Origin of the sequence: Nocardia canadensis, from assembly GCF_032656385.1 — a bacterium.
GTDB lineage: Bacteria > Actinomycetota > Actinomycetes > Mycobacteriales > Mycobacteriaceae > Nocardia > Nocardia canadensis.
The window spans coordinates 1021152-1046253 of record NZ_JAVCWB010000010.1 but is presented as its reverse complement, the minus strand read 5'-3'; the positions used below and the strand labels follow the sequence as shown (position 1 = coordinate 1046253).

Genomic DNA, 25102 nt, shown 5'->3' with positions numbered 1-25102 from the left:
TCAGCCCGCGGTCGCGGCCAGCGCCGACAATTCGTCGCCCGCGAGCCGGTAGCCGATCCACTCGTCCTGCGGTGCGGCGCCGAGGGATTCGTAGAACGCGATCGACGGCGTGTTCCAGGTGAGCACCGACCACGACACCCGGCTGTAGCCGTGCGCGACCGCCTCGGCCGCCAGCGCCGCGACCAGCGCGCGACCGAGCCCCGTGCCGCGGGCCGCCGGCCGCACGTACAGATCCTCCAGGTAGATGCCGTGCACCCCGTCCCAGGTGGAGTAGTTCAGGAACCAGATCGCGCACCCCACCACGACCCCGTCGTGCTCGGCCACATGAGCGAACAGCGCGGGCGCCGCCCCGAACAGCGCCGCGTCCAGTTGCTCGACGGTGAGCGTGCACTCCGCGGGCGCCTTCTCGTACTCGGCCAGCTCGTGCACCAACTCCACCAGCACAGGCACATCGGCGGGCGTGGCGCGGCGGACCAGAGCGCTCATCGGGCGGCTCCCTCGATCGGTTCGGTGCGGGTGGTGAGGTTGTGGCCCCAGACGGTGTGGGCGTCGTGGTCGTAGCCGAGTTCGGTGATCGCGCCGGTGGACATGGCGAAGCGGCGGCCCTCGGTGACGGCGAACTCGGCCCAGCGGGCGATCAGGACGCGGGAGAAGTGGCCGTGGCCGACCAGTACGACATCGCGGTCGGCCAGGATCGGTTCGACCCGGGCCAGGATCCGGTCGGCCCGGGCGCCCACCTGCTCGGCGTTCTCGCCGCCGGGGACGGGGGCGGTCCATACCGTCCAGCCGGGCACGGTCTCGCGGATCTGGACGGTGGTCAGGCCCTCGTAGTCGCCGTAGTCCCACTCGGCGAGGTCGTCGTCGATCGCGGCGTGGGTCAGCCCGGCCAGTTCGGCGGTCTGCCTGGCGCGCAGGCGGGGGCTGGTGAAGACCAGCGGATCGCGCAGGTCGAGCGATTTCAGCACCAGTCCGGCCGAGCGCGCCTGGGCTTCACCGAGCGGGGTCAGCGGCAGATCGGTGTGGCTGGTGTGCCGTCGCTGACTGGACCAGGTGGTTTCACCGTGGCGCAGCAGGACCAACCGGGCGTCGGGAGTGGACATGGGTCCATCATGGCAGGCGCCGTCGCGGCGGCATCCTCAGCCGAGGGCGTAGAGCTGGCCGCCGCGGCGTTCGAAGACCGTCGTGCCAAGGACCGCGGTGGAGATGGTGTCGCCCTGGTAGTCGGTGCGTTGCAGCGGGATCCGGGCGACGGTCTCGCCGGTGGCGGTGTCCACCGCGATCAGCCCGTCGGCCACCGGCACCAGCAGTCTGCCCGCCATCAGCGCGGGCGTGCCGAGCGCGTCGCGGACCGTCCAGACCGGCTGTAAGGTGTTCGCGCTCAACGCGATCAGGCTGTCGCCGGTGAAGACGTAGATCGCCGAACCGAGCCGGGTCACGGTGGTCGTGCGCGGGTTCCACGGCGCGGCCAGCTGATGCACCGCGATCTCGTTGCCGGTGCCGTCGTGCACGGCGATCCGGGCGGGCAGGCCGAGACCGGTCGCCGTCGCCGGGGTGGCCGGGTAGTAGACGGCGGTCTTGTTGTCCGACACCGCGAGCACGCGCAGTTCGGGGGAGTCCGCGCCGGGCGCGGTGAGCACCCGCGAGCCGTACTCCTCGGGGTTGGTCGATTCCTTCGGCGCCGGGTTGAGGACGGTCAGCCGGGCGGTCATGTCGGCGGGGCAGCGCTCCAGCACCGACAGCCGCGCGGAACTCGACGCGGCGGAGGTCAGCGCGCACCCGCTGCGCGGCTGGGTGTTCGGGTTCACCGGGGCGTCTACGTAGCCGAATTCGAGGGTGCGTACCAGGTCCGACCGCCACATCTCCAGCCGGTCGGGGCCGAGCGCGAGCAGATAGGTGCCGTCGCCGGTGACCCGGATGTCGTCGTCCATGTAGCTGCTGCGCGCGACCTTGCGCGCGCCGGTGTCGGACTCGAGCATCGCGGTCTGGCTGCAGCCGCGCTGATCGCGGTAGGTGGCGATGACGGTGCCGAACTGGGATTCCACCGCGCACAGCGGCATGTCGCGGCGATACCACCACAGCTGCTCGCCGGTGACCGGGTCGCGGCCGCTCACGGTGCCGTCGTCGCCGGTCACCACCACATTGCCGGAGGTCAGGGCTCGGCGGCCGGCGGTATCGGCCGCGTGCCACACCTCGCCGAGCGTCGCGGGTAGTTGCGTCGCCGCGGTCACCGTCGGCGCGGGCGAGGCCGCGGTGACCGAATCGGTCCCGGTGGCGTCGGCTCGCGCCCACACCACGATCGCCGCCACCACAAGGATGACGGCGATCGCCGCTGCGGCAAAGATATCGGCGCGCGTCCGCCGCTCGGGTGCGAGCACACAGGCGAGTGTATTTGGCGCGCCGTGGCACCCGGATCCGCGGCCCCTGGTGGCCCGCCCGCGCGCGCGGCGCTGTCGTCCGCGCGCGGACGCCTGACCAGGACCGGCGGGTTCGCGGGCTGTCCCCCGCGCCCGAGGTGGGGCAGCGGGCGCTCGGCGTGGCGCCTTCGTCGTGGGAGACCTGTCACCCGGCGAGGTCGACCAGCTGGCCGCTGTCGTCAGGCGCCGAGGTCAGCGGGCTGTCGGGCGTCGGGCCGACCGGGGTGGCGGACGCGACCGCCCCCGGCCCGAGGCGGGCAGGGGGCGGTCGGTGGATGGTTCCGCGTCAGGCGTCGACGGTCACCGGGCTGTCGGCCGCGGCGGACTCGGCCGGCTTGCGCCGGCGACGGCGCCGAGCGGGCTTGGCCTCGGCGGGGGCGTCGTCGTCGGCGGCGGGCTCGGCGGCCGCGTCGCCGGACACAGTCGGAGCGGACACGGCCGGAGCGGACTCGGTCGCGTCGGCACCCGGCTCGGTGGCGGCCGCCTCGCCCGACTCGGCGGGCTTGCGGCGGCGACGCCTGCGGCGGGCCGGTTTATCGCCCTCGGTGGCGTCGTCGACCGGGGCCGCCGTCTCGTCGGCGCTCGCGTCGGCTTGCGTCGGCTCGGTGGCCGTGGCATCGGCCTTGCCGCCCCTGGTGCGGCGGCGGGAGCGGGTCGACTTGGGACGCTCGGCGCGCTCCTCGACGACGTCGCCCTCCTCGCGGACCGGCTTCGGCTTGCGGACGACGCCGGTGACGCCCTCCGGGATGCCGAGATCGGCGTAGAGGTGCGGCGAGCGGGAGTAGGTCTCGGCCGGCTCGGGGATGCCCAGGCCCAGCGCCTTGTCGATCGACGCCCAGCGGTGCAGCTCGTCCCAGTCGATCAGGGTGATCGCGACACCGGTGCGGCCCGCGCGGCCGGTGCGGCCGATCCGGTGCACGTAGGTCTTCTCGTCCTCGGGGCACTGGTAGTTGATGACGTGGGTGACGTCGTCGATGTCGATGCCGCGTGCGGCGACGTCGGTGGCCACGAGCACGTCGATGCTGCCCTTGCGGAACTTGGTCAGCGCCTTCTCACGGGCGATCTGGCCCAGGTCGCCGTGCACCGCGCCGACCGCGAAACCGCGCTCGGCCAGATCGTCGGCGACCTTCTGCGCGGTGCGCTTGGTGCGGGTGAAGATCATCGTGGCGCCGCGGCTCTCGGCCTGCAGCACGCGCGCGACCAGCTCGCTCTTGTCCAGCGCGTGCGCGCGGTAGACGAACTGCGCGGTGCGGTCGTGCACGGCGGAATCGTTGGCCAGCTCGGCGCGGATGTGCGTGGGCCTGGTCAGGAACGTGCGGGCCAGGGTGATGATCGGGCCGGGCATGGTGGCCGAGAACAGCATCGTCTGACGCTTGTCGGGCACCATCGACAGGATGCGCTCGATATCGGGCAGGAAGCCCAGGTCGAGCATCTCGTCGGCCTCGTCCAGGACCAGCACGCCGATCTTGCCGAGGATCAGGTGGTTCTGGTTCGCCAGATCCAGCAGGCGGCCGGGGGTGCCGACGACCACGTCCACGCCCTCGCGCAGCGCGGCGATCTGGGTGTCGTACGGGCGGCCACCGTAGATGGCGGCGACCTTCAGCGAACCCTGGTGGTTGGTCAGGTACTTGCTCGCGTTCTCCAGGTCCTTGGTGACCTGGATGCACAGCTCGCGCGTCGGCACGATGACCAGGGCGCGCGGGGTGCCGTCGAGCGGGGTGGTGCCGGTGTCGGCGGTGGCGATGCGGTGCAGCAGCGGGACGCCGAAACCGAAGGTCTTGCCCATGCCGGTGCGGGCCTGACCGATGAGGTCCTCACCGGCCAGCGCCAGCGGCAGGGTCAGTTCCTGAATCGCGAAGGTGCGTTCGATCCCGATCTCGCCGAGCGCGCGGACGATTTCCTCCCGCACGCCCAATTCGGCGAAACTCGGCGGGATGTGGGTGTTGTCCAGTTCGGCCGTCAGGAGAGTGTCGGTCAAACCGGGTTCCTGTTCGACAGTGATCTTGCTCAGGGTTCGTGCCTTCCTCGTCATTGCATCTCGCACGCACGAGGTGGGGCGGGCCGGTCGGCCCGCGACGACCACATATCCGCCTGTGATACTCACCGGGCCTGCACCGATCGCTAGCGCGTCGTCGGTGCGGCACATCGGTGATGCGGATTCGGTGCGCGCACATTTTCCATGGACATCGCCGCCGTCCGCCCGCGCTGACCGCCGGTGGAGCGCAGCGCCCGCGAGAGCGGGAGTGTCGCGCCCGCAGGGTCTGCCGGGGCGAGGAAACTAGCGTTGTCCACGGTGATTGTAGCGTGATATTGTTCGCAACCCGAATTTCGGCTCGTCGCAGCGCGGGGTGAATACCGGCGCGCCGTCACATTCCGGTGGTCCTGCGGTGTGTCACAGCACAATTCGGCGGCGCGGAATTCGCGCGTGTCCGGCGCGTGTAACAGAACTCACTTGGTACCGCCGGTACCGGGTGTGAGACATTCTTGGGCGTGAGCATCACCGAGACCGTCACCACCGCCGCGCGCAACGCGTGGGCGCTGAGTTTCGGCGCGGGCATCGAAGCGCCGGACCCGGCGCCCTCGACCGTGCTGTGGGACGAGCCGCACCGTCTGCTGCGCCGCTACGATTCCGAATCGTCTTCGGCCACAACGGATTCCGCGGTACTGCTGGTGCCACCGCTGGCCGCGCCCGCGACCTGCTTCGACCTGCGCCCGGACCAGAGCCTGGCGCGGCACCTGGTCTCGACCGGCCGCTCCACCTACCTCGTCGACTACGGCGACATCTCCTTCGCCGATCGCCGGATGGGCTTCGAGGACTGGGTCACCGACATCCTGCCCGAGGCGATCCTGCGCACCAGCGCCGATCGCGGCGGCGCCCCCGTCGACCTGGTCGGCTGGTCCATCGGCGGCGTCTTCGCCCTGCTCACCGCGGCCGCGAACCCGGAACTGCCGATCCGCTCGGTGACCGGCGTCGGCTCGCCGCTGGACTACAACAAGATGCTCGGGATGCCGCAGCTGCGCGCGGTCGCGAGCATCACCGGCGGCCAGGCCACCACCGCGCTGGTGCGGGCGGCGGGTGGCATTCCCGCGCCGCTGGTCAAGATCGGCTACCGGCTCGCGGCCATCGACCGTGAGCTGGCCCGGCCGCTGTTCCTCGCGAACAACATCACCCGCACCGAGACGCTGGCCAAGATGGAATCCATCGACCGGTTCCAGGCCGCCATGCCCGGCTACCCCGGCCGCTTCTACGGTCAGATCTGGGGCCGGTTCATCCTGGCCAACGACATCGGCCGGGGCAGGCTCCAACTGCGCGACCGCGTCATCGAGCTCGCCGACGTGCGGGTGCCGGTGCTGCTGGTCGGCGGCACCGCCGACGTGATCACGCCCAAGGCCGCCGTCGAGGCGGGCCTGCGCACCCTCACCGGATCGCCCTCGGTCACCTACGAGGTCGCGCCGGGCAGTCATCTCGGCATCCTCGCCGGGCCCGACGCCCGTCACACCACCTGGACCTACCTCGACAAGTTCCTGGCGGAGCGCGACTGATCATCGATCGGGACTAAGGTTGACAGTCATGGGAGCACAGACCTCTGCCGCGTCGGATGTTGTCTCGACCGAACCGCTCGCCGCGGATCACCCGGGGGTGACCGAGCTGTTCGCGGTCGTCGCCTACGGTGAGATCTCCGCGTTCTACCGGCTGGCCGAAGAGGCCAAGCTGGCGCCGTCGCTGCGCGGCCGGGTGGCCGTGGCCAAGATGGCCGCCGCCGAGCTGGCGCACTTCGAGACCCTGGAGGCGGCCCTGGCCGCGCGGGGCGCCGACCCCGAGGCCTCGATGGCGCAGTACCAGGGCGCGCTGGACTCCTACCACGCCTCCACCGACCCCTCGACCTGGCTCGAGTCGATGGTCAAGTTCTACGTGGGTGACGGCCTGGCCGCCGACTTCTACACCGAGATCGTCGGCGTGCTCCCCGCCGAGGTCGCCGACGTGGTGCGCGAGGTGCTCGCCGAGACCGGCCACTCCCAGTTCGTCGTCGACGAGGTGCGCAGCGCGGTGGCGGCCAGCCGCTCCGAGCGCGACCGCCTCACCCTCTGGGGCCGCAGGCTGCTCGGCGAGGCGATCACCCAGGCGCAGTACGTGATGGCCCAGCGCGACGAGCTGGCCGAACTGGTGCTGGCCGCGACCGGCGACCTCAACGGCATCGCCACCCTGTTCGACCGCATGCAGGAGCGCCACGCCGCCCGCATGGCCGAACTCGGCTTGTAGGACCTACTCGCCGACCGCGTGCCCGGGCACCAGGCGCAGCTCCGGCGCACGGGTCGCGGCCTCCCTCGGCAACCAGACGACGACCTGCTGATCGCGTTCGGCGGCCAGGGTCTGCACCGTGAAGGTGACGGTGCCGCGGACCGGATGCTCGAAACCGAGCAGGGTGGGAACGTCCTCGGCCAGTCGGTGCGGTTGCCAGCGCCGGGCGAATTCCGGCTCGGCGCACAGGTGGGTGATGATCCCGGCGACCCGGTCGTCCTCGGGGCGGCGCAGCCGGGTCCGGGCCAGCTGGTCGGCCAGATGATCGGCGAGCCGGGCCCAGTCGGTCACCGTGACACGGGCCTGCGCGTGCCGGAAGGTCCAGACGGCCAGGTTCACCTGGTCGGGATCGTCGAGCAGGCCGATCGGGCCGACCAGATCGGCCCACGCGCTGTTCCAGGCCAGCACGTTCGCCCGCGGGCCGAGCACGAACGCGGGCGTCGGCGTCATCGCGTCGACGACGCCGCGCAGCGCGGCGGGCACCTGATCGAGTTCCGGATCGAACGCCGTGCTCGGGCAGCGGGCTTCGGCGCTGCTGGTCAGCGCCAGCCAGCCGAAGTGCGCGCGCTCGGTGTCGTTGAAGCGCAGCGCGGTGGCCAGCGCGTCGACGACGGCCATCGACGGATTGCTGTCACGCCCCTGCTCGAGCCGGGCCAGGTAGTCGGCGCTGACGCCGGCCAGCACCGCGACCTCCTCGCGGCGCAGGCCGGGGGTGCGTCGCCTGCCGCCGCCGGGCAGACCGACCTCCTCGGGCCGCAACTCGGCGCGGCGCGCGACCAGAAGTTCCGCGAACGCCGAGCGGGCGCCGTGCCGCTCTGTCATGTCTTCGCCTGCCATGTCTCGATGGTGCCCGGTCCCCGCTCCCGCAGCCACGCCCTGCGGGGTCCAGGATAAGCGCGGTCTGGTTAGCGGACCACGGTCCGGTGAGGGTGGAGGCATGACTTCCTCGACACAGACCCAGCAGCTGAAGACCGGATCGTGGGCGCTGGACACCCACCACTCCTCGGTCTCGTTCACGGTGCGCCACCTCGGCATCGCCAAGGTGCGCGGCGGCTTCACCCGCTTCGAGACCGAGTTCGTGGTCGACGAGACCGGCGCGGCCACCATCGGCGCCACCATCGCCCTCGACTCGTTCGACACCGGCAACGCCGACCGCGACGCCCACATCCGCGCCGCCGACTTCCTCGACGTCGCCAACCGCCCGACCCTCACCTTCCGCGCCACCGGACCGGTGCGCGTCGCCGAGTCCTTCACCGTCGCGGGCGAGGCCACCCTGGGCACTGTCACCCAGCCGGTCACCCTCGACGTCGAGTGGGGCGGCGTCGCCGACTTCCCCGACGGCACCCGCCACGCCGGCTTCTCCGCCGCCGGCACGATCAAGCGCACCGACTTCGGCGTCGGCGTCCCGATGCCGGGCATGCTGTCCGACACCGTGAAGATCGAGCTCGAGATCGAACTGGTCGAGCCCGCCTGACCCCGTTCGCTCAGAGCGCAGGCGGGCATGACACCGGCGTCGCCCGCCTGCATTAGCCTGGAGTCGACAACACAGGACTCTTACGTTCGGAGGTTTGGCCGTGGAGGTCAAGATCGGTATTTCGGATAGCCCGCGCGAGCTCATCATCAACAGCGCGCAGAGCCCTGACGAGATCGAGGCGCTGGTCTCCGAAGCGCTGAGCGGCGCGAGCGGTGTGGTGTCGCTGACCGACGAGAAGGGGCGCAAGTTCCTGATCCAGTCGGCCAAGGTCGCCTACGTCGAGATCGGCTCGCCCGCCACCGGCCGCGTCGGCTTCGCCACGGTCTGAAGGTCCTGACACCGAAAAGCCCCGCACCGGATTCCGGTGCGGGGCTTTTCGTCTGGTCTGGGCCGGTGCGCTCAGCCGATCGGGTGCAGGGGGACGTGCTTGAGGCCGCCCCAGGCCAGCGCCACGGTGGTGTCGACCGCTTCGTCCTTGGGGATCGGGCGGTCGGCCTCGAGCCAGTAGCGCGCGGTGAACTGGCTGGCGCCGACCAGACCGACGGCCAGGATGCGGGCCCGGTAGGGGTCCAGGCCGGAGTCGTGGGCGACGAGGTCGAAGACCGCGTCCACACACGCCTCGGTGGCCTGCTCGACCCGGCGCTGCACCTGCGGTTCGCTGGTCAGATCGGATTCGAAGACGAGGCGGAAGCCCTGCATCTCGTTGTCGACGAAATCGAAGTACGCGGCGACCGCGGCGCGCACGCGCTGTTTGTTGTCGGTGGTGGAGCGCAGCGCCTGGCGCACGCTCGACACCAGGATGTCGACATAGTTCTGCAGCACCGCCAGATACAGCTCCAGCTTGCTCGCGAAGTGCTGGTAGAGCACCGGCTTGCTGACGCCGGCCACCTGCGAGATCTCGTCCATGCCCGCGGCGTGGTAGCCACGCTGGACGAACACTTCGCTGGCGGCGAGCAGCAGTTGCTGGCGTCGCTCGTCACGGGGCAGCCGGGTGCCGCGCTTTGCCGGGACCGTTTCCGGCACCGATCGGCGCGAGGTCATGCGGTCCACGAGGTCTGTCATCTCGGCTCTCTTTGTCGTTTACCCCGGCCCAGGGGTGCGGTCCGGTGTCCCACGAACGATACCCGCACGGTGTTCCCATCAAGTTTCGCCCTGGAAATGTAGTACCAGTCCCCAGGGTTCGCCGGGCCGTAACCGCGTGATCTCCTGCGGCCGCCGCGAGGTCGCGCTTGCGCACTGTGAGAATCTGGTGGGGTGACCGACCGACCGGAACGACCATCCGGCGGCGGGCGCGATGTCGCTCGCCCCACGCAACCCACCGAGTCCGGTTCCGTGACGTCGGCGCCAGAAGGGCGAGAACTGCAGGTCTACGACCCGCTCGGGCTCTACCAGCCCGCCGACAAGTCGCGGCAGCCGCTGCGCGCCCACTGGAACCCCACCGACGCCGACACCGGCCGACCGCGCAGCCCGCAGCGGGAGGCCAAGAAGCAGAGCGCGATCGGCCGATTCGTGCGCCGCTACGGCTGGCGCGCCTACGCGCTGCCGGTATTGCTGGCCGTCACCGTGTTCGTCGTCGTCGACGCGATGCGCGCGAGCCCGATGCCCGCCGCGACCGAGCCCGGTTTCGGCGCGCTGAGCCCGAAGATCGCCCAGTCCGGCATCATCGGCGCCCCGCCCGGTGACGGGAAGTTCCCCGCCGATCTGCCGCTGGGCGCGCTGCCCGAGGGCGGCGAGTACGTCGACCGCGCGGCGGGCACCTGGCACGTGGTGCCCGGCACCAGCCCGCAGGTGGGCGCGGGCACCGAGCGTGTGTTCCGCTACACCGTCGAGGTCGAGGACGGCATCGACACCGCGCCCTTCGGCGGCGACGCCGCCGTGGCCAAGATGGTGGAGACCACCCTGGCCAACCCTAAGAGCTGGACCCACGACCCGCGCTTCGGTTTCCAGCGCGTCGACACCGGCGAACCCGATTTCCGGCTCTCGCTGACCTCCCGCGAGAGCACCCGCGCCGCGTGCGGATTCGAGATCCCGATCGACTCGTCCTGCTACAACGCAGACCTCGACCGCGTGGTGCTCTCGGAGGTGCGCTGGGTGCGCGGCGCGCTCGCCTTCGACGGCGACATCGGCTCCTACCGGCAGTACCAGATCAACCACGAGGTCGGCCACGCCATCGGCTACCACGGGCACCAGCCCTGCGAGACCGACGGCGGCCTGGCGCCGATCATGATGCAGCAGACCTTCGGCACCAAGAACAACGACATCGCCCTGCTCGACCCGCACGGCGTGGTCCCCGCCGACGGCAAGACCTGCCGCTTCAACCCCTGGCCGTACCCGAGAGGGTGACGGTCGCGGTGATGCGCGACCATGGACGGGAAGAACCCCGCGGCAGGCGACGTTGTCACCAATGCCAACCCGTACGGTTTTCGGCCGCCTCGCCGTCGAGGGGCGAGGCGTAACGGCGTAGCCGGAGCCTCGCCCCTCGACGGCGAGGTCACGAGGCCGAAAACCCGCGGCGCCAGCCGCCAACAAGCACAGGAGCTCTGACGTGTCATTCAACGGGTCCCTGCCGCCGCTCGTCGAGCCGGCCGCGGAACTGACCAAGGACGAGGTCGCTCGCTACAGCAGGCACCTGATCATCCCCGATCTGGGCGTCGACGGTCAGAAGCGCCTGAAGAACGCCAAGGTGCTCGTGATCGGTGCGGGTGGTCTGGGTTCACCCGCCCTGCTGTATCTGGCCGCGGCCGGTGTCGGCACCCTCGGCATCGTCGAGTTCGACGAGGTCGACATGTCGAACCTGCAGCGCCAGATCATCCACGGCGAGTCCGATATCGGCCGTTCGAAGGCCGACAGCGCCCGCGATTCCATCCGGGAGATCAACTCCGGGATCGACGTGCGGCTGCACAAGATCCGCCTGGAACCGGACAACGCGGTCGAGCTGTTCCGCGAGTACGACCTGATCGTGGACGGCACCGACAACTTCGCCACCCGCTACCTGGTCAACGACGCCGCCGTCCTCGCGGGCAAGCCCTATGTGTGGGGCTCGATCTACCGCTTCGAGGGCCAAGTCTCGGTGTTCTGGGAGGACGCTCCCGACGGCCGTGGCATCAACTACCGCGACCTGTACCCGGAGGCCCCGCCGCCGGGCATGGTCCCCTCCTGCGCCGAGGGCGGCGTGCTGGGCGTGCTGTGCGCCTCGATCGGTTCGGTGATGGTGACCGAGGCGATCAAGTTGATCACCGGCATCGGTGAGACGCTGCTCGGCCGGCTGATGGTCTACGACGCACTGGACATGAACTACCGCACCATCAAGCTGCGCCGCGATCCGGAGCGTCAGCCGATCACCGGGCTGATCGATTACGAGGCGTTCTGTGGTGTGGTCTCGGAGGAGGGCATGGCCGCCGCGGCCGGGTCCACGATCACCGCCGCTGAGCTGAAGGATCTGCTCGACGCGGACAAGGTCGAGTTGATCGACGTCCGCGAGCCGGTGGAGTGGGACATCGTCCACATCGACGGCGCGACGTTGATTCCCAAGGACCGCATCCTGTCCGGCGAGGCGCTGGCCGAGTTGCCGCAGAACAAGCCGATCGTGTTGCACTGCAAGACCGGTATCCGTTCGGCGGAGGCCTTGGCGGCGCTCAAGCTGGCCGGTTTCGCCGACGCCACGCATCTGCAGGGCGGCGTCGTCGCCTGGGCCAAGCAGGTCGATCCCTCGCTGCCGGTGTACTGATCCGGTAACCACGCTGTTGCCGACCTCGCCGAAGATTGCGGCGAGGTCGCAAAGTGGAGTGTGCCAGCGTGCCTTCGGGCTCGGGCGGTAGCCGCGGGGTTACGGTACGGCCGTGACCTCAGTCGAACCTCCCGAGCATGTGCGGGCCACATTCGGGCTTCGCGAAGTGACACCGGTCTCCCTCGGTGACTGGGACGGTGGCTGGCGGCTGGGTGACGTGGTGCTGAGTCCGGTCGCCGATCACGCGCGGGCCGCGTGGTCGGCGAAGGTGCGCGAGACGCTCGCGGTCGACGGTCTGCGGGTGGCGCGCCCGGTGCGCGCCACCGATGGCCGGTACGTGGTCTCCGGCTGGCGGGCCGACACTTTCGTCGACGGCGCGCCGGAACCGCGCCACGACGAGGTGGTCTCGGTGTCGCTGCGGTTGCACAAGGCGACAGCGCAATTGGAACGCCCGCGTTTCCTGGTGCAGCCGCCGGTCGCGCCCTGGGTGGACGTCGATGTCTTCGTCGCCGCCGACCGGGCCGCCTGGGAATCGGTGCCGCTGCGCAGTCTGCGCGCGGGCGGCGTCCCGATCGCCGCGACCCCCGACGGGCAGCGCAGCCTCGAATTGATCGGCCAGCTGGCCACCCTGCGCAAGCCGGTGCGCAGCCCCGATCAGCTGGTGCACGGCGACCTCTTCGGCACCGTCCTGTTCGCCGGCGCGCACACGCCCGGCCTCACCGACATCACGCCGTACTGGCGCCCGGCCACCTGGGCGGCCGGCGTGGTCGTCGTGGATGCCCTGGCCTGGGGCGGTGGCGACGACGGACTGCTCGACCGCTGGGCCAGTCTGCCGGAATGGCCGCAGATGTTGTTGCGCGCCTTGATCTTCCGGCTCGCGGTACACGCCTTGCATCCGCGCTCGACCCCGGAGGCCTTTCCCGGTCTGGCCCGCACGGCGGACATGGTCCGATTGGCACTGTAAGGGCGAATTGCGCCGATAGTGACCGATGGGTCGGATGTGATTTCAAATCCGTTGAGACCCAACGTTTCCTGGGATATCCCGTGCTATCTTCATCGAGCATCGCCGCCATGTGTCCTGCGCCGGACCGGGGGACCCGTGCGGCCCGTCACGAGCGGTGAGGATTGCTGCGGGTGAGAATCCAGCCCAGACAACAGATTCTGGATATTTGGAGCGCCATGCTCTCGGCCTGCTATCGGGACGAGAAATGGCATTGGGACGGTGTCCTCGGCGCCAATTCGATCAGTGATTCCGAACAGTTGCTGTGCCTGCTGTATCCGGCCACCGAGATCGAGAGCTTCGCGCTGGACCGTCCCGAGGCGATGTCCGACGACGTCAGGGTCGTCCTCGAGGCGTTCGGCGGCCAGGCCAGGATCGGGATCACCGTGCTCGGCCTGGTCGAGGAGTACCTGGCGCGCAACACCGCGCCCGACGGCCTGCCCCGGTTCGACGCGGGCAGCTACCTGCGCACCACCGGTGACACCGAGCCGTCGCCCGCCCAGCACGCGCTCGAGGTGGTCGACGGCTACTCCATGTCGGTGACGCTGTGCATCGCGGCGCTGGGCTTCGCGCGCGTGTTCGACCGCTGGGCGCGCACCGAGCGGCGCAAGGACATCAGCGCCAGGATCGCCGAGCTCAGTACCGGTTTGAGTACCCGGCTGACCGCCGCCATGACCGGCCTGGTGCGCAGTTTCGTGGTCAACACGGCCTCGCCGCGCTCGCCGGCCGGCAAGGTGATGCTGGGCATGCTCAACCAGTCGGGGCAGCCGGAGAAGGTCGTCGTCGACGCCGTCGCCCGCAGCCTCGATCGTGTGCGCGCCCGGCTGCGCAACGACGTCACGCTGGGCCGGGCACCGGAATCCGAACTCGACGACGAGGATCTGCTGTTCGAGTGCGGCTGGAGCTGGGGTGTGGTGCAGGGCGCCGACCCGGTCGACTTCGTCCCGGACGCGATCGGTTCCAGCGTCGGCTACGCCGACCCCAGGCCCTACCTCTACTTCACCATCACCGCCCTCGACGGCATCAACGACGTGCTCTCCCAGCGCACCCGGGAACTCGACCTGCTCGACGACACCCAGTACCGCCTGGCCGAGGCGCTGCGCATCCGCTGGGACATCACCCAGCGCTACTGGGCGACCGTCGCGCGATTCGGTAGCGGCACCTGGCCGCTGGAAGACATCCCGTGGCGCACCTCCGACGGCGAGGAATCGGACTACTTCTCCCTGCTCGTGTCCGCGGTGCTGATCCAGGAACTGGTGGCCCGCACCGCCTCCGACGACGACCTGACCCGCGCGATCGGCATCTTCGACGAGCTGGCCCGCCGCGGCCGCATCATCCGCAGGCCCACCCAGGACGACCCGTCGCTGGCCCTGCACCATCCCGGCGTCCGGATGACACTGCGCGGCAGCGAACTCGTCGACGGCGGCGGTTCCCGGCTGGAGTGGATCGCCTCGGACTTCGCGCCGGTGCTGCTCAAGCGCAGCCTGCAGGCGGCCCGGCTGTCGGGCAACATCACCGCGCGCGATCGCCTGATGGAACTCGCCAAGAAGGTGATGGACCACCTGGACCTGCGGATGATCACCGAGGGTGACGCCGCGGGCCTGTGGGACGATCCCGGCGCGGCCTTCGGCGCCGCGGCCCAGCCGGGCCAGACCCTGCCGTCCTGGTACATGACCGAGCGCGTGATCGAATGCCTGGTCACCGCCGACCGCACCTACCGGGAGGCGCCGTTGCGCTCACCGGCCATGGTGGTGCGCGCGGTCGAACTGCTCAACGAGGCCGAGCACCTGCTCAACCAGGAGATGCTCAATGTCAGCGTCGAGGACACCTCGGCCAACCGCATCGCGCTCGACGGTGTCGAGCAGCAGCTGGCCCGGGCCAGAGACGTGGTGAATCTGCAACCGGGAACGGCGTTCACGCTCGCCTCGGCGGCCCTGATCGAACTCGACCGGCTCGCCTACGCTCGTCTCGACGCGATGAGGAGCACGTGATCCCATGATCGTTTTCGCCACCTCGGACAAGGGCGGCACCGGACGGTCGGTGACCAGTTGCAATCTGGCCTACCGGCTGGGATTGCGCGGGATCAGCACGGCCTACCTCGACTTCGACTTCGGCTCGCCGACCGCGGGCGCGCTGTTCGAGATCAGCGCGGTGGAGCGGGGCACCGCCTCCGGCAGCGGCCTGCACTCGTACCTGCGCGGCCACAACAGCCTGCCGCAGCGCATCGACGTGCGGGCCAACACCAACCGGGACGCGTTGCGCAGCCAGCGATCTCGCGGCGGCAAGCTGGTCCTGCTGCCCGGCGACGAGGGCGGCGGCGAGGCCATGTCGGCCAACGACGCGCACGTGGTGCGCCGCTGCCGCGAGCTGCTGCTCGACCTGGACAGCACCTACAAGGTGGTCATCGTCGACCTGAGCGCCGGCCGGTCGGTGGCCATGCAGATCGCGCTGGAAGCGACGCGTCCCCAGGACATGCCGGACAAGGAGGTGTGCTGGCTGGTCTACCACCGCTGGACTCGGCAGCACCTGATGGCCGCCCAGGGTCTGGTGCACGGGCCCAAGGGCCTGCTGAAGACCGGCGTCGAACTCGGCTACGCCCCCGACGACCTGCTGGCCCGGATCCGCTTCGTCCGCACCGCCGTTCCGCGTGTCACCGACGAGCACGCGGCCAACGGCGGACCCCAGGCGGCGTGGCTGCTCAAGCAGAACGACGCGCTGCGCTCGCTGGCGGCCGAGTACCGGCTCGGGGCAGGCGCGTTGCTGGGGGAGACGCCGGTCGAGCCCGTGCTGCAGTGGCGGGAGCAGATCGTGCTCGACGCGGATGTGAACGCGGGTATCGCCAATCGCGCCACCGTCGACGCGTTCGAGGAACTGGCGCGGCGGCTGTGGGATCGCGCGACGTGGGTGCGGGTGTAACCGCAGGAAGACGCCGGGTGGGGACGATGCGCGCAATCGCGACAAAACTTGCGAAAGGGACTGGGGGAGGAGAAAATTCGATCGGGCGTGTCCGATCGATGGGCGCGCCGACGTGATGGCTAGAATCGCGACGATTCTATCCGGACGGGTTGACAGGGGCTGTGGTTGTGGGTGGCGCCGTCTACGCCGAGTCGACGGCGTCAGTGCGTGTCGAGGATGTACCGCTGTCGCATGTGTCCATCGAGGTCGGGCACTTCTACATGTCGGATCTGCTCAACGGTGAAGCGACGATCGCCGCCCAATTCCGGCGCGTGGCACCACTGCTCGAGGCGTTCACCGAGATCGCCAGGCAGGACTTCGCCGAGGCCGCAGGCGGTGCCTCGCGGGTGCGGGTGAGCACCTGCTTCCTGCTCGACGACTACTTCCAGACCGACGCCGATCCGCGCCGGATCGTGCCGAAACTGCTGCGTATCGCGCAGGAGTGCGGCGTCCGGATCGACTACCTGGCCAGTGAGGCCGGGTGCAGCCGGTATCTGCGCCGTCAGCACGACGAACCGCGGATCCCGCTGGCCCAGATGGTCGCCGACTCGATCGTGGCCGAACCGGCGCCGGGCAGTACCGGGCGCAGGCCACCGACCGCGGAATCCGGCTGGCTGTGCAACGGCGAGCGGTCCAGCGACCACGAGCCGGGCCACGCCATGGAGGTCAGCTATCGGCCGCCGGTGGAGTTCGCGGCGCGCAATCACAACATCTTCCTCGACGTCGAGATGTGGCGGGACCGGGGCGCCGGCCAAGACGTGCTGTGGTCGTGTCCGTTCCTGGCCTCGGTCTGGCAACTGCTGCGCCTGGGGATGCTGCGCTACGAGGGCAGAGCCATCGTGGACGCCGAGTACTGGCAGCCGGGCCACGAATGGCCGGCGCGCTGGGCGGACTTCCCGAGCGTGATCCGGCTGCAGGAGCGGGCGGCGCCGTTCGCCGCGTTCCGCTCCCTGTCGCTGCTGCCGCAGCGGTACGTGGGCATCGAGCACGCGGTGCGGATGATCCTCGACCATGTGCAGCCCGACCCCGCCGTCGTCGGGCTGATCACCCGGCGTGCGAGCGAGCAGGGGATCGCGATGACCGACGACGTCACCGACCGGCTCTCGCATTTCTTCCTCAGCAGCCTCTGATCCGATGCCGTCCCCAGCGCAGACGGGCTACGCTGCAGCAATGCAACTCAGCGGTGGACCGCTGGCGCTTCTGGGCGAAGTGCGCACCGGCCTGCTCCCGGAGTCGGCGGCACTGAGCCGCGGGTCGGCCGCGGAATTGCTGACCCTCGTACGGGGCAGGCGCGTGCAATCACGGGAACGGCCGGTCAGCTGGGCGCGGTCACCGGTGATCTCCGAAGGCGTCGACTGCCGGCTCGCCACCCCGACGCGCACCCGGGTGCGCGCGGTCGGGACCGTCGCTGCCCACGCCGTGGTCCTGGGCGGGCGGATCCTGCAGAGCTCGGCCACGGCCACCGTCACCGCCGGGCAAGGCACGCACCGGCGCGGCTGGGGGCACTACCTGAGCCGGATCGGCATCGTCGAGATCCTCACCCGGATACCGCCGGACATCGGCGCGCAGCTGGCCGACGGCTTCCTCGGTCCCGGCGACGCGGCGACGGCCACCCTGGACCCGGGCGCGATCGCGGCCCGGCTGCACATGCGGGTCCGCACCGATCCGATGCTGAATCAGAAGCCGCCGATCCAGACCAGCGCGTCGCGGCTGCGCTGGGCCGCGCGGGTGGACCGCGAGCAGGCGCCGAGCATGTCGTTCGTGCTGCTCGACGAGGAGACTCGGCTGGCCTCGGTCGTGGTCGGCGACGAGGCGGAACTGGCGGCGGTGCAGGGCTTCTGTGAGGACCTGGCCATGCACGACTGGCTGTTGACGGTGCTCACCGAGGTGATCGACGAGGCCGAGATGGCCGAGCTGTCGCGTAGCTCGCCCGCCCAGGTGCTCACCCCACTGCTGGAACACCTCGTGCACCTGTGGCTGCCCGGTGCGTTCACCCCCGCCCCGCTGCGTGGCCTGTGGACGGGGTTGGAGGCCGATCCCGGCTTCACCGTGCAGTGGAATACCCGGATCGGGCAGCTGCGCGACCGGGTCGCGGTGGCGACCCTCGGGGCGCTGACCCGCAGCCAGTCGCGGTGGTGATCACAGCCGGAACAACTGGCGCACCAGCAGCGCGAAGAACACCGAGGTCGACACGATGCCGGCGTAGGACTCCACGATCAGGGTGGCCTGCGCGAACGATCCCAGCTTCGGCAGATCGTCGGTGCCTACCGGATTCAGGAAGTTCAGCAGTCCCACCCGCACGGCGGTGTTGACGCCGATCCCGGTGCTCGACAGATAGAAGACCCCGACGAACAGCGCGATCTCCACCGCGATCCAGGCCAGCAGCAGGAACGGCCGATAGCCGTAGCCGCACAGCAGATCCGAGGTCATCCCGGGCAGCCGCCGCCAGCGCGGACTGCGCGCCCTGGTCTTGGCGCGGGCCATGTTCAGGCCGCAGCGGTCCTGGCCACGCGGGTTCTCGGTGGTGGTGTGCAGGCGGTAGGCCTGCCGGTAGGCGAGCGCGGCGTGCGCGGGCAGCTTGTGCGCCGAGAGTTGTGCGCCGAGTTCCTCGTACACCTCGGCCAGCAGGATGGACTGGGTGCGGCTCAGGCGCAGCGGACCGCGGAATTCGACCTCGGCGGCGAACAGCGCGGTGAGCACGGTCTCGCAGGACAGCTCGCGCCCGGCGTTGTCGAGCATGTCCGGATCGGCGTCGCGGTAGAGATGGGCGAAGACCAGGCTGTCGCCGACCCGCCGGGTCGAGGGCGGCACGTAGTCGGCCAGGAACTGCTCGACGCGATGGTTGAGCTCGTCGAGCAGGGTGTATTCGCCCGCGGGTCCGGGCGCGCGCAGGAAATCGGCGACGACCTCGGCGAAAGCGCCCGCGTGCCTGCGGATCAGGGTGGTCTTGGAGGCGACGAAGTCGCCGAGCCGATCGTGTTCGGCGTAGTCGGTCATCCCTCGTCGACCGGCCCACGGTCCTTGTACCACCGGCGATCGGTGGGATCGGCGTTCGGCCAATCGGGAACGATGCGGTGCACCAAAAGATCTCGCGGTTCCCCCACCCCGAAATACTGGTCCTCGTAGCCCGCCCAGACGAAGCCGGAATTCTTGTACAGCGTCGCCGCGGGCACGTTCGACGGGCGAACCGTGATGAAGACGGCGTCGACCTGCGACGAACGACATTGCGCGACAGCGAGATCGAGCAGCGACCGGCCCAGTCCCCGGCCCTGATAATTCGCCGAGACGGCCAGGCCGATCAGCCAGGCGGAATCCGGTCCGACGGCCACCATCGCGTACCCGCAGAGCGAACCATCCACATCGGCCACCAGCCAATGTGATCCGTGGATATCGAACAATTGCCGAATGGCGAAATAGGGGTAGGCCAGTGGCCTGAACTCGCTCGATTCGAGCTCGGCGATGGCGGCCAGATCATCGACCGTTGCGGATCGGAATCGTAACTCTGCCTGCTCGTTCGAGATGTTCAATACCGCTCACCTCTGCCGCCCCGGTGCAAGTCTGGACTCCAGGGTAAGCGCAGATCGGTGATCGCGGCCACAACCACGGACGAAAAGTGTTGTCACACAGCCGAAAGCCACGTTCGGTGAGGGGAGCCGAACGTGGCTTTCGGGGTCGCGCTGGGTGGATCAGACGCTGGCGTAGGCCAGCGAGGGCGCCCGGTCGGTGGCGAAGCTGGTGCGCAGGTAGCACCACCAGGTGACCGCCGCCATCACCAGGAACACCACGGCGTAGGCCCAGAAGGCGGGGGCCATGGTCTTGAGGTGGACGTTGGACAGGCGCAGCGCCTGCTGGACGACGAAGCCACCCGCGGCGCCGACCGCGCCGATGACGCCGATGGCGGCGCCGGCCTGACGCTTGGCCGAGATGGCGGCTTCGGCGATGTCGATGCCGTGCTCGGCGGCGTACTTCTTGGAGGTGGCGTTGAAGATCGACGGGATCATCCGGTAGGTGGAACCGTTGCCGATGCCGGCCAGGACGAACAGCGCCAGGAAGGCGACCAGGTAGAGCGGGAAGCTCTTCAGGTCCACCGCGAGGACGATGAACGCGACCGAGATCGACATGCCGCCGAAGACGTAGACGGTGATCTTGGCGCCACCGCCGACCTTGTCGGCGACCCAGCCACCGAACGGACGGCTGAACGAACCGACCAGCGCGCCGAGGAAGGCGAGGTTACCGAGGGTGGTGATCCAGCTGATCTTGGCCAGGTCCGGGAAGGTGGCCTTGATCAGGGTCGGGAAGGCGAAGGAGAAGCCGATGAACGAACCGAAGGTGCCGATGTAGAGGAAGGCCATGATCCAGGTGTGGCGGTTGGTCAGGGCCAGCTTGTAGGACTTGCCGTCGGACTTCGCCTCGGCGATGGAGTCCATGAAGTACAGCGCGCCCACGGTGGCGACCGCGATGAACGGCAGCCAGAACAGCACCGCCAGGGTGATGCCGAAGCGGTAGCCGCCCGCGTCCTTGGCCATCACGTGGGTGCCGAAGGTGATCAGCAGCGGCACGATCAGCTGGGTCTGCGCGACGCCGAGGTTGCCACCGGCGGCGTTGAGGCCCAGCGCGGCGCCCTTCTTGCCCTCGGGGAAGAAGAACGAGATGTTGGCCATCGAGGACGAGAAGTTACCGCCACCGACACCGGCCAGCGAGGCCAGCACGAGGAAGACCCACATCGGCGTTCCGGGCTGATTGACGAAGTAGAGGATGCCCAGGGTCGGGATGAACAGCATCGCCGCGCTGAAGGCGGTGAAGGCGCGACCACCGAACTTCGGAACGGCGAAGGTGTAGGGGATGCGCAGGGCGGCGCCGACCAGGGTCGGGATGGAGGTCAGCAGCAGGGCGTTGCTGACCGCGGTCGGGTTGCCCTTGCCCAGTCCGGCCAGGAAGTCGAAGCCGGCCGCGCCCATGGCGGTGACGATGGAGCCCCAGATCACCCAGATGCTGAAGCCCAGGTTCTCGGCGAAGACCGAGAACCAGAGGTTCTTGCGGGCGGTCTGCTTGCCGCCGGCTTCCCAGAACGCCGGATTGTCAGGATTCCACTGGGTCAGCCAGCGACCCTTCTTCTGATATTCGAAGGACGGGGATTCCGTCTCCTGGCCGGTGGCGGCGATTGCGGTCATCGGCTTCCTCTCGATCGGGCTCGATAGAGGCGCATCGGATTTCGTGGCGTTCGATGCGCTTCTTGCGGGGTCGAGATAAAGGTAGAAGCCGGTTGTTGCGTGACAATGGCCTCAGGTGACGTTCCAGCCAACTCACGCTCACCGTGGAAAACGCGGACCGGTGACCGGCCGGAAACCTGGATGTAGGACAGCCGCCGTTCGCTGTACTCAGCGATCGGGGTACTCGGCGATCAGCGAGCCGAGGAAACAACGCGTCGCCTGCATCGCCTTGTCGGCGTCACCGTCGATCACGGCCTGCACGAGTTCGGCGTGCTCGGTGTCGTAGGCGTCGTCGGAGCGGGCGGTGCGCGCGTGGATCACCTGCTCGATGATCGGCAGCAGCGAATCGTAGAACTCCAGGTATACCGCGTTGTGGCTGGCGACGACGATCGCGCGGTGCAGTTCCACGTCGGCGGCGATGGCGACCGGGTCGGGTTCGGTCCAGTTGCGGTTGCTGCGCTCGGCGAGCAGTCGGCGCAGGGTGGCGATGTCGGCGTCGTCGCGGCGGCGTGCGGCCAGGCCGGCGGCGGTGGTGTCGAGCGCCTGGCGGAGTTCGAGGATGTCGCGCTCCTCGGCGTCGGCGAAGAACTTGCCCAGGGTGCCGCCGACCTCGGAGGTGGCGATCACATAGGTGCCCGAGCCCTGCCTGCGTTCGAGCATGCCCGCGTGCACGAGGGCCTGGACGCCTTCGCGGACGGTGTTTCGCCCGGTCCCGGTGAGCTCGGTGAGTTCCGGTTCCGTGGGAATTCGCTGGCCCACGGGCCAACGGCCGGAACGGATCTCGGCCCGAAGCTGCTCGGTGACCTGAGCGATGAGGCTGGTTCGCCGGACGGGTTGCACGTCAGCCAGGGTACTCACCCGCCGCCCCGCGAATATCGGCCAGACTCAGGTGCGTGGAGATCTGGGGCCGCGGCAAGCCTTGGGTGCGGGGTCGGGTGAGCCCGTCCCCGGTGAGTTGTCCATGTTCTCGCGTTGGAGATCGCTCACAGTCCCTTGGCGTTAGTCATCGGGTCATCCTATGATTTGTCGGTGACCGCGACCCTCCCCGATGCCCGAACTCTGCCCGATTCCGGTACGCGCAGTCGTACCCGCGCGCTGATCGAAGGCCGCCTGCTCGTGCTGGCGGCCATTGTCATGTCCGCGCTGACGTTGCGCGCCGCGGTCACCGCGTTCAGCCCGCTGGCGGAGGAGATCGGCGCCGATATCGGGTACGGGACCGCGATCGTCGGCGTGTTCGGCATGCTGCCGACCGCGATGTTCGCCATCGCCGGGCTGGTGACGCCGCTGCTGGTGCGCCGGTTCGGGCTGGAGCGCACGGTGCTCATCGCGATGCTGCTGGCCGGGACGGGGTCGCTCACCCGCGTGTTCTCCGCGGGCACGGGCGAGCTGCTGGCCTTCTCCGGTGTGGTGCTGCTCGGGATGGGCATCGGCAATGTGGTGATCCCGCCGCTGGTGAAGCGGTATTTCGCCGATCAGCTGGCCGCGATCAGCTCCTTGTACATCGTGATGGTGCAGTTGAGCACCGTCGTCCCCGCGTTCGTCGCGGTGCCGCTGGCGGAAGACCACGGGTGGCGGATCTCGATGGGTGTGTGGGCGCTGGTCGGCTTCGCCGCCGCGGTGCCGTGGGTGTTCGTCCTGCGCGACCGCAAGGGCCGCGACCGGCACGACGTCACCGCCCTGCCCGTCGATTCAGCGACGGACACCGGCAGGATCTGGCGTTCGCCGGTGGCCTGGGGGATGGCCGCGATGTTCGGCATGACCTCGCTGACCACTTACGCCATGTTCGCCTGGCTGCCCAAGATCCTGTCCGACGCGGGGGCGAGCGCCGGTTTCGGCGGCAGCATGGTCGGCCTGTTCGCGCTGATGGGCCTGATCCCCGCGCTCGGTGCGCCGACCGTGGTCTCGCGGATGCGCAATCCGTTCCCCGTCGTGGTGGCCTGCATGGTGCTGTTCGTCGTCGCCTTCGCCGGTCTGCTGATCGCGCCCATGGGCGCGCCGGTGCTGTGGGTGGTGCTGCTGGGCCTCGGCCCGAGCACTTTCCCGATGGCGCTGACCCTGATCAACCTGCGCACCCGCACCCCGCGGGGCTCGGCGGCGCTGTCCGGGTTCACTCAGGGCGTCGGGTACGCCGTCGCCTGTGTCGGTCCGTTGCTGTTCGGCATGCTGCACACCTGGACCGGCGGCTGGCCGGCCCCGTTCGCCCTGCTCCTGGTCGCCCTCGGCGTGCTGCTGGCTGGTGCCTGGCAGGCCTGCAAACCGCGGATGCTCGAAGACACCTGGAATTGAGCCGAGAAAATCTCACCGCTCGAGTTGCACGCGTGTGCGTCGAGAGTAATGCTGTGTAGGTCACACCCTCACGGGTGATTCCGACGATTTCTGGCCGCTTCCTTACCTGCGGAAATCGTTGTGTCACACGCCGGAAACAAACGGGCTGATCTCACCTACCCGAAGTGCGGTAGGTGAGAAACCGTTGATTCGCGCGACATTTCCCGCAGCATTCCGGCAATACCCATTTCCTACCGTTGGGCCATCGCACTTTTGGGAGGCCCAACTTGAGCACGCTGAAGCGTAACCACGACATCGAGCACTGGGATGCCGAAGATGTCGCGGCCTGGGAGGCCGGCGGCAAGGACATTGCCAAGCGCAACCTGATCTGGTCGGTCTTCGCCGAGCACATCGGGTTCTCGGTGTGGTCGATCTGGTCGGTGATGGTGCTGTTCATGCCCGCCGACAAGTTCGGCATCGACCCGGCGGGCAAGTTCTTCCTGGTCGCCATGCCGACCCTGGTCGGTGGGTTCCTGCGGATCCCCTACACCGTGGCCACCGCTCGCTTCGGCGGTCGCAACTGGACGATCTTCAGCGCGCTGCTGCTGGTGGTCCCGCTGCTGCTGACGCTGTACTTCGTCACCCAGCCGGGCACCTCGTACACGACCTTCCTGGTCGTCGCCGCGTTCGCCGGTGTCGGCGGCGGCAACTTCGCCTCGTCGATGACCAACATCAACGCCTTCTATCCGCAGCGGCTCAAGGGCTGGGCGCTGGGCATGAACGCGGGCGGCGGCAACGTCGGTGTCCCGGTGATCCAGCTGCTCGGTCTGTTGGTGCTGGTCACCCTCGGCGGCGACTACGCCTACCTCATCTGCGCGATCTACCTGGTCCTCGTCGCTCTCACCGCGGTCGGCGCGGCGTTGTACATGGACAACCTGACCAACCAGAAGGCCGACCTGTCCTCCATGGGCACGGCCCTGCGGGTGCCGCAGTCCTGGGCGATCGCCTTCCTGTACATCGGCACCTTCGGTTCGTTCATCGGCTACAGCTTCGCCTTCGGCCAGGTCCTGCAGATCAGCTTCAAAGCCGGTGGCGACACCGCCGCCCAGGCCGCCGTGCACGCCGCCTCGATCGCCTTCATCGGCCCGCTGCTGGGTTCGCTGGCTCGCCCCTACGGCGGCAAGATGGCCGACCGGATCGGCGGCAGCAAGGTCGCGCTCGGCACCTTCGGCGCCATGATGGCCGCCGCGCTGATCGTGATCTTTGCTTCGACCATGGCCGACCGCAACAACGGCGTCGCCTCCGGCGCCACCATGGCCTTCCTGGTCGTCGGCTTCATCGCCCTGTTCGTGCTCTCCGGTTTCGGCAACGGCGCCGTCACCAAGATCATCCCGTCGGTGTTCGAGGCCAAGTCCAAGAGCCTGCCGCTCCCGCGTGCCGAGCAGGCCGCGTGGTCGCAGAACGCCGGCGGCGCCCTGATCGGCTTCGTCGGCGCGATCGGCTCCCTGGGCGGCGTCGGCATCAACATGGTGCTGCGCTCGTCCTACTCCGCCACCGCCTCGGCCACCACCGCGTTCTGGGTGTTCCTCGCCTTCTACGTGGTCTGCGCGGCCGTCACCTGGACGGTGTTCCTGCGCCGTCCCCGCCTGTCCGTGCCTACCGACTCCGATGTCGTGGTCGAGGCCGAGTCCCTGGTCCTCGAGGCCGAAACCAACGCTTCGTCGGCCAAGACGTCGGCTCGCTGACTACCGACCACT

23 protein-coding genes are annotated in these 25102 nt (G+C 69.4%); 13 read left to right on the top strand and 10 right to left on the bottom strand.

Going from position 1 to position 25102, the window contains the following annotated elements:
* From Q7X29_RS28065 to Q7X29_RS28050, 4 genes are all read right to left on the bottom strand, one after another.
* Entirely contained in the window at positions 1–486 is a 486-nt protein-coding gene (locus tag Q7X29_RS28065; protein WP_316575874.1) for a GNAT family N-acetyltransferase, read from the bottom strand.
* Positions 483–1100, bottom strand: coding sequence for an acid phosphatase (locus Q7X29_RS28060; RefSeq protein WP_218718678.1), 618 nt, complete (start codon positions 1098–1100; stop codon positions 483–485). Before Q7X29_RS28060 ends, Q7X29_RS28065 begins: the two co-directional genes overlap by 4 nt.
* 36 nt (positions 1101–1136) lie before the next feature.
* Positions 1137–2375, bottom strand: coding sequence for an Rv3212 family protein (locus tag Q7X29_RS28055; protein ID WP_316575873.1), 1239 nt, complete (start codon positions 2373–2375; stop codon positions 1137–1139).
* A 325-nt stretch (positions 2376–2700) separates the two neighbouring features.
* Positions 2701–4446: a DEAD/DEAH box helicase gene (locus Q7X29_RS28050; RefSeq protein ID WP_316575872.1), complete on the bottom strand. Its 1746-nt coding sequence runs from the start codon at positions 4444–4446 to the stop codon at positions 2701–2703.
* Between the two features lie 458 nt (positions 4447–4904).
* Here Q7X29_RS28050 and Q7X29_RS28045 point away from each other — a divergent pair, with 458 nt between their 5' ends.
* On the top strand, positions 4905–5957 hold the full coding sequence (locus Q7X29_RS28045) for an alpha/beta fold hydrolase (protein ID WP_218718040.1): 1053 nt from the start codon (positions 4905–4907) through the stop codon (positions 5955–5957).
* A 28-nt stretch (positions 5958–5985) separates the two neighbouring features.
* Positions 5986–6675 carry a ferritin-like fold-containing protein gene (locus Q7X29_RS28040; RefSeq protein ID WP_218718039.1) on the top strand — a complete coding sequence of 230 codons (690 nt, stop codon included), beginning with the start codon at positions 5986–5988 and terminating at the stop codon, positions 6673–6675.
* Between the two features lie 3 nt (positions 6676–6678).
* Here Q7X29_RS28040 and Q7X29_RS28035 read toward each other — a convergent pair whose 3' ends face one another.
* Positions 6679–7551, bottom strand: coding sequence for a helix-turn-helix transcriptional regulator (locus Q7X29_RS28035; RefSeq protein ID WP_255587591.1), 873 nt, complete (start codon positions 7549–7551; stop codon positions 6679–6681).
* Between the two features lie 100 nt (positions 7552–7651).
* Between Q7X29_RS28035 and Q7X29_RS28030 the strand changes: the two genes are divergently transcribed.
* Both Q7X29_RS28030 and Q7X29_RS28025 read left to right on the top strand, forming a co-directional pair.
* On the top strand, positions 7652–8188 hold the full coding sequence (locus Q7X29_RS28030) for a YceI family protein (RefSeq protein ID WP_218718038.1): 537 nt from the start codon (positions 7652–7654) through the stop codon (positions 8186–8188).
* 100 nt (positions 8189–8288) lie between these two features.
* Positions 8289–8516 (top strand): DUF3107 domain-containing protein, encoded by a 228-nt coding sequence (locus Q7X29_RS28025; RefSeq protein WP_218718037.1) that lies wholly within the window; start codon positions 8289–8291, stop codon positions 8514–8516.
* Between the two features lie 71 nt (positions 8517–8587).
* On the opposite strand, the gene Q7X29_RS28020 is transcribed toward Q7X29_RS28025, so the two are convergent.
* Positions 8588–9250, bottom strand: coding sequence for a TetR/AcrR family transcriptional regulator (locus Q7X29_RS28020; RefSeq protein WP_019048689.1), 663 nt, complete (start codon positions 9248–9250; stop codon positions 8588–8590).
* 297 nt (positions 9251–9547) lie between these two features.
* Between Q7X29_RS28020 and Q7X29_RS28015 the strand changes: the two genes are divergently transcribed.
* From Q7X29_RS28015 to Q7X29_RS27985, 7 genes are all read left to right on the top strand, one after another.
* On the top strand, positions 9548–10531 hold the full coding sequence (locus Q7X29_RS28015; protein ID WP_394358758.1) for a DUF3152 domain-containing protein: 984 nt from the start codon (positions 9548–9550) through the stop codon (positions 10529–10531).
* A gap of 202 nt (positions 10532–10733) precedes the next feature.
* Positions 10734–11915 carry an adenylyltransferase/sulfurtransferase MoeZ gene (gene moeZ, locus Q7X29_RS28010; protein WP_218718035.1) on the top strand — a complete coding sequence of 394 codons (1182 nt, stop codon included), beginning with the start codon at positions 10734–10736 and terminating at the stop codon, positions 11913–11915.
* 112 nt (positions 11916–12027) lie between these two features.
* The gene (locus tag Q7X29_RS28005) at positions 12028–12879 is read left to right on the top strand and encodes a TIGR02569 family protein (protein ID WP_218718034.1); all 852 of its coding nucleotides are present in this window, start codon (positions 12028–12030) and stop codon (positions 12877–12879) included.
* A 170-nt stretch (positions 12880–13049) separates the two neighbouring features.
* On the top strand, positions 13050–14906 hold the full coding sequence (locus Q7X29_RS28000; RefSeq protein ID WP_308248450.1) for an SCO2524 family protein: 1857 nt from the start codon (positions 13050–13052) through the stop codon (positions 14904–14906).
* Between the two features lie 4 nt (positions 14907–14910).
* A complete protein-coding gene (locus Q7X29_RS27995; RefSeq protein WP_218718033.1) occupies positions 14911–15831 on the top strand; it encodes an SCO2523 family variant P-loop protein in 921 nt (306 codons plus the stop codon).
* Between the two features lie 161 nt (positions 15832–15992).
* Positions 15993–17000 (top strand): SCO2522 family protein, encoded by a 1008-nt coding sequence (locus tag Q7X29_RS27990; RefSeq protein WP_308248449.1) that lies wholly within the window; start codon positions 15993–15995, stop codon positions 16998–17000.
* A gap of 40 nt (positions 17001–17040) precedes the next feature.
* Entirely contained in the window at positions 17041–18009 is a 969-nt protein-coding gene (locus Q7X29_RS27985) for an SCO2521 family protein (RefSeq protein WP_316575870.1), read from the top strand.
* On the opposite strand, the gene Q7X29_RS27980 is transcribed toward Q7X29_RS27985, so the two are convergent.
* The 4 genes from Q7X29_RS27980 to Q7X29_RS27965 all read right to left on the bottom strand — a co-directional run bounded on the left by Q7X29_RS27980 (position 18010) and on the right by Q7X29_RS27965 (position 21920).
* The gene (locus tag Q7X29_RS27980) at positions 18010–18867 is read right to left on the bottom strand and encodes a hypothetical protein (protein ID WP_218718031.1); all 858 of its coding nucleotides are present in this window, start codon (positions 18865–18867) and stop codon (positions 18010–18012) included.
* Positions 18864–19397 (bottom strand): GNAT family N-acetyltransferase, encoded by a 534-nt coding sequence (locus Q7X29_RS27975; protein ID WP_218718030.1) that lies wholly within the window; start codon positions 19395–19397, stop codon positions 18864–18866. The genes Q7X29_RS27980 and Q7X29_RS27975 overlap by 4 nt, the downstream gene beginning before the upstream one ends.
* Positions 19398–19556: 159 nt before the next feature.
* Positions 19557–21041 carry an MFS transporter gene (locus Q7X29_RS27970; RefSeq protein ID WP_218718029.1) on the bottom strand — a complete coding sequence of 495 codons (1485 nt, stop codon included), beginning with the start codon at positions 21039–21041 and terminating at the stop codon, positions 19557–19559.
* A gap of 207 nt (positions 21042–21248) precedes the next feature.
* A complete protein-coding gene (locus tag Q7X29_RS27965) occupies positions 21249–21920 on the bottom strand; it encodes a FadR/GntR family transcriptional regulator (protein ID WP_218718028.1) in 672 nt (223 codons plus the stop codon).
* A 189-nt stretch (positions 21921–22109) separates the two neighbouring features.
* On the opposite strand from Q7X29_RS27965, the gene Q7X29_RS27960 reads away from it, so the two are divergent.
* Positions 22110–23366, top strand: a complete 1257-nt coding sequence (locus tag Q7X29_RS27960) for a CynX/NimT family MFS transporter (protein ID WP_316575869.1) — start codon at positions 22110–22112, stop codon at positions 23364–23366.
* A 266-nt stretch (positions 23367–23632) separates the two neighbouring features.
* The gene (locus tag Q7X29_RS27955) at positions 23633–25090 is read left to right on the top strand and encodes a nitrate/nitrite transporter (protein WP_316575868.1); all 1458 of its coding nucleotides are present in this window, start codon (positions 23633–23635) and stop codon (positions 25088–25090) included.
* The last annotated feature ends 12 nt before the right edge of the window (positions 25091–25102 follow it).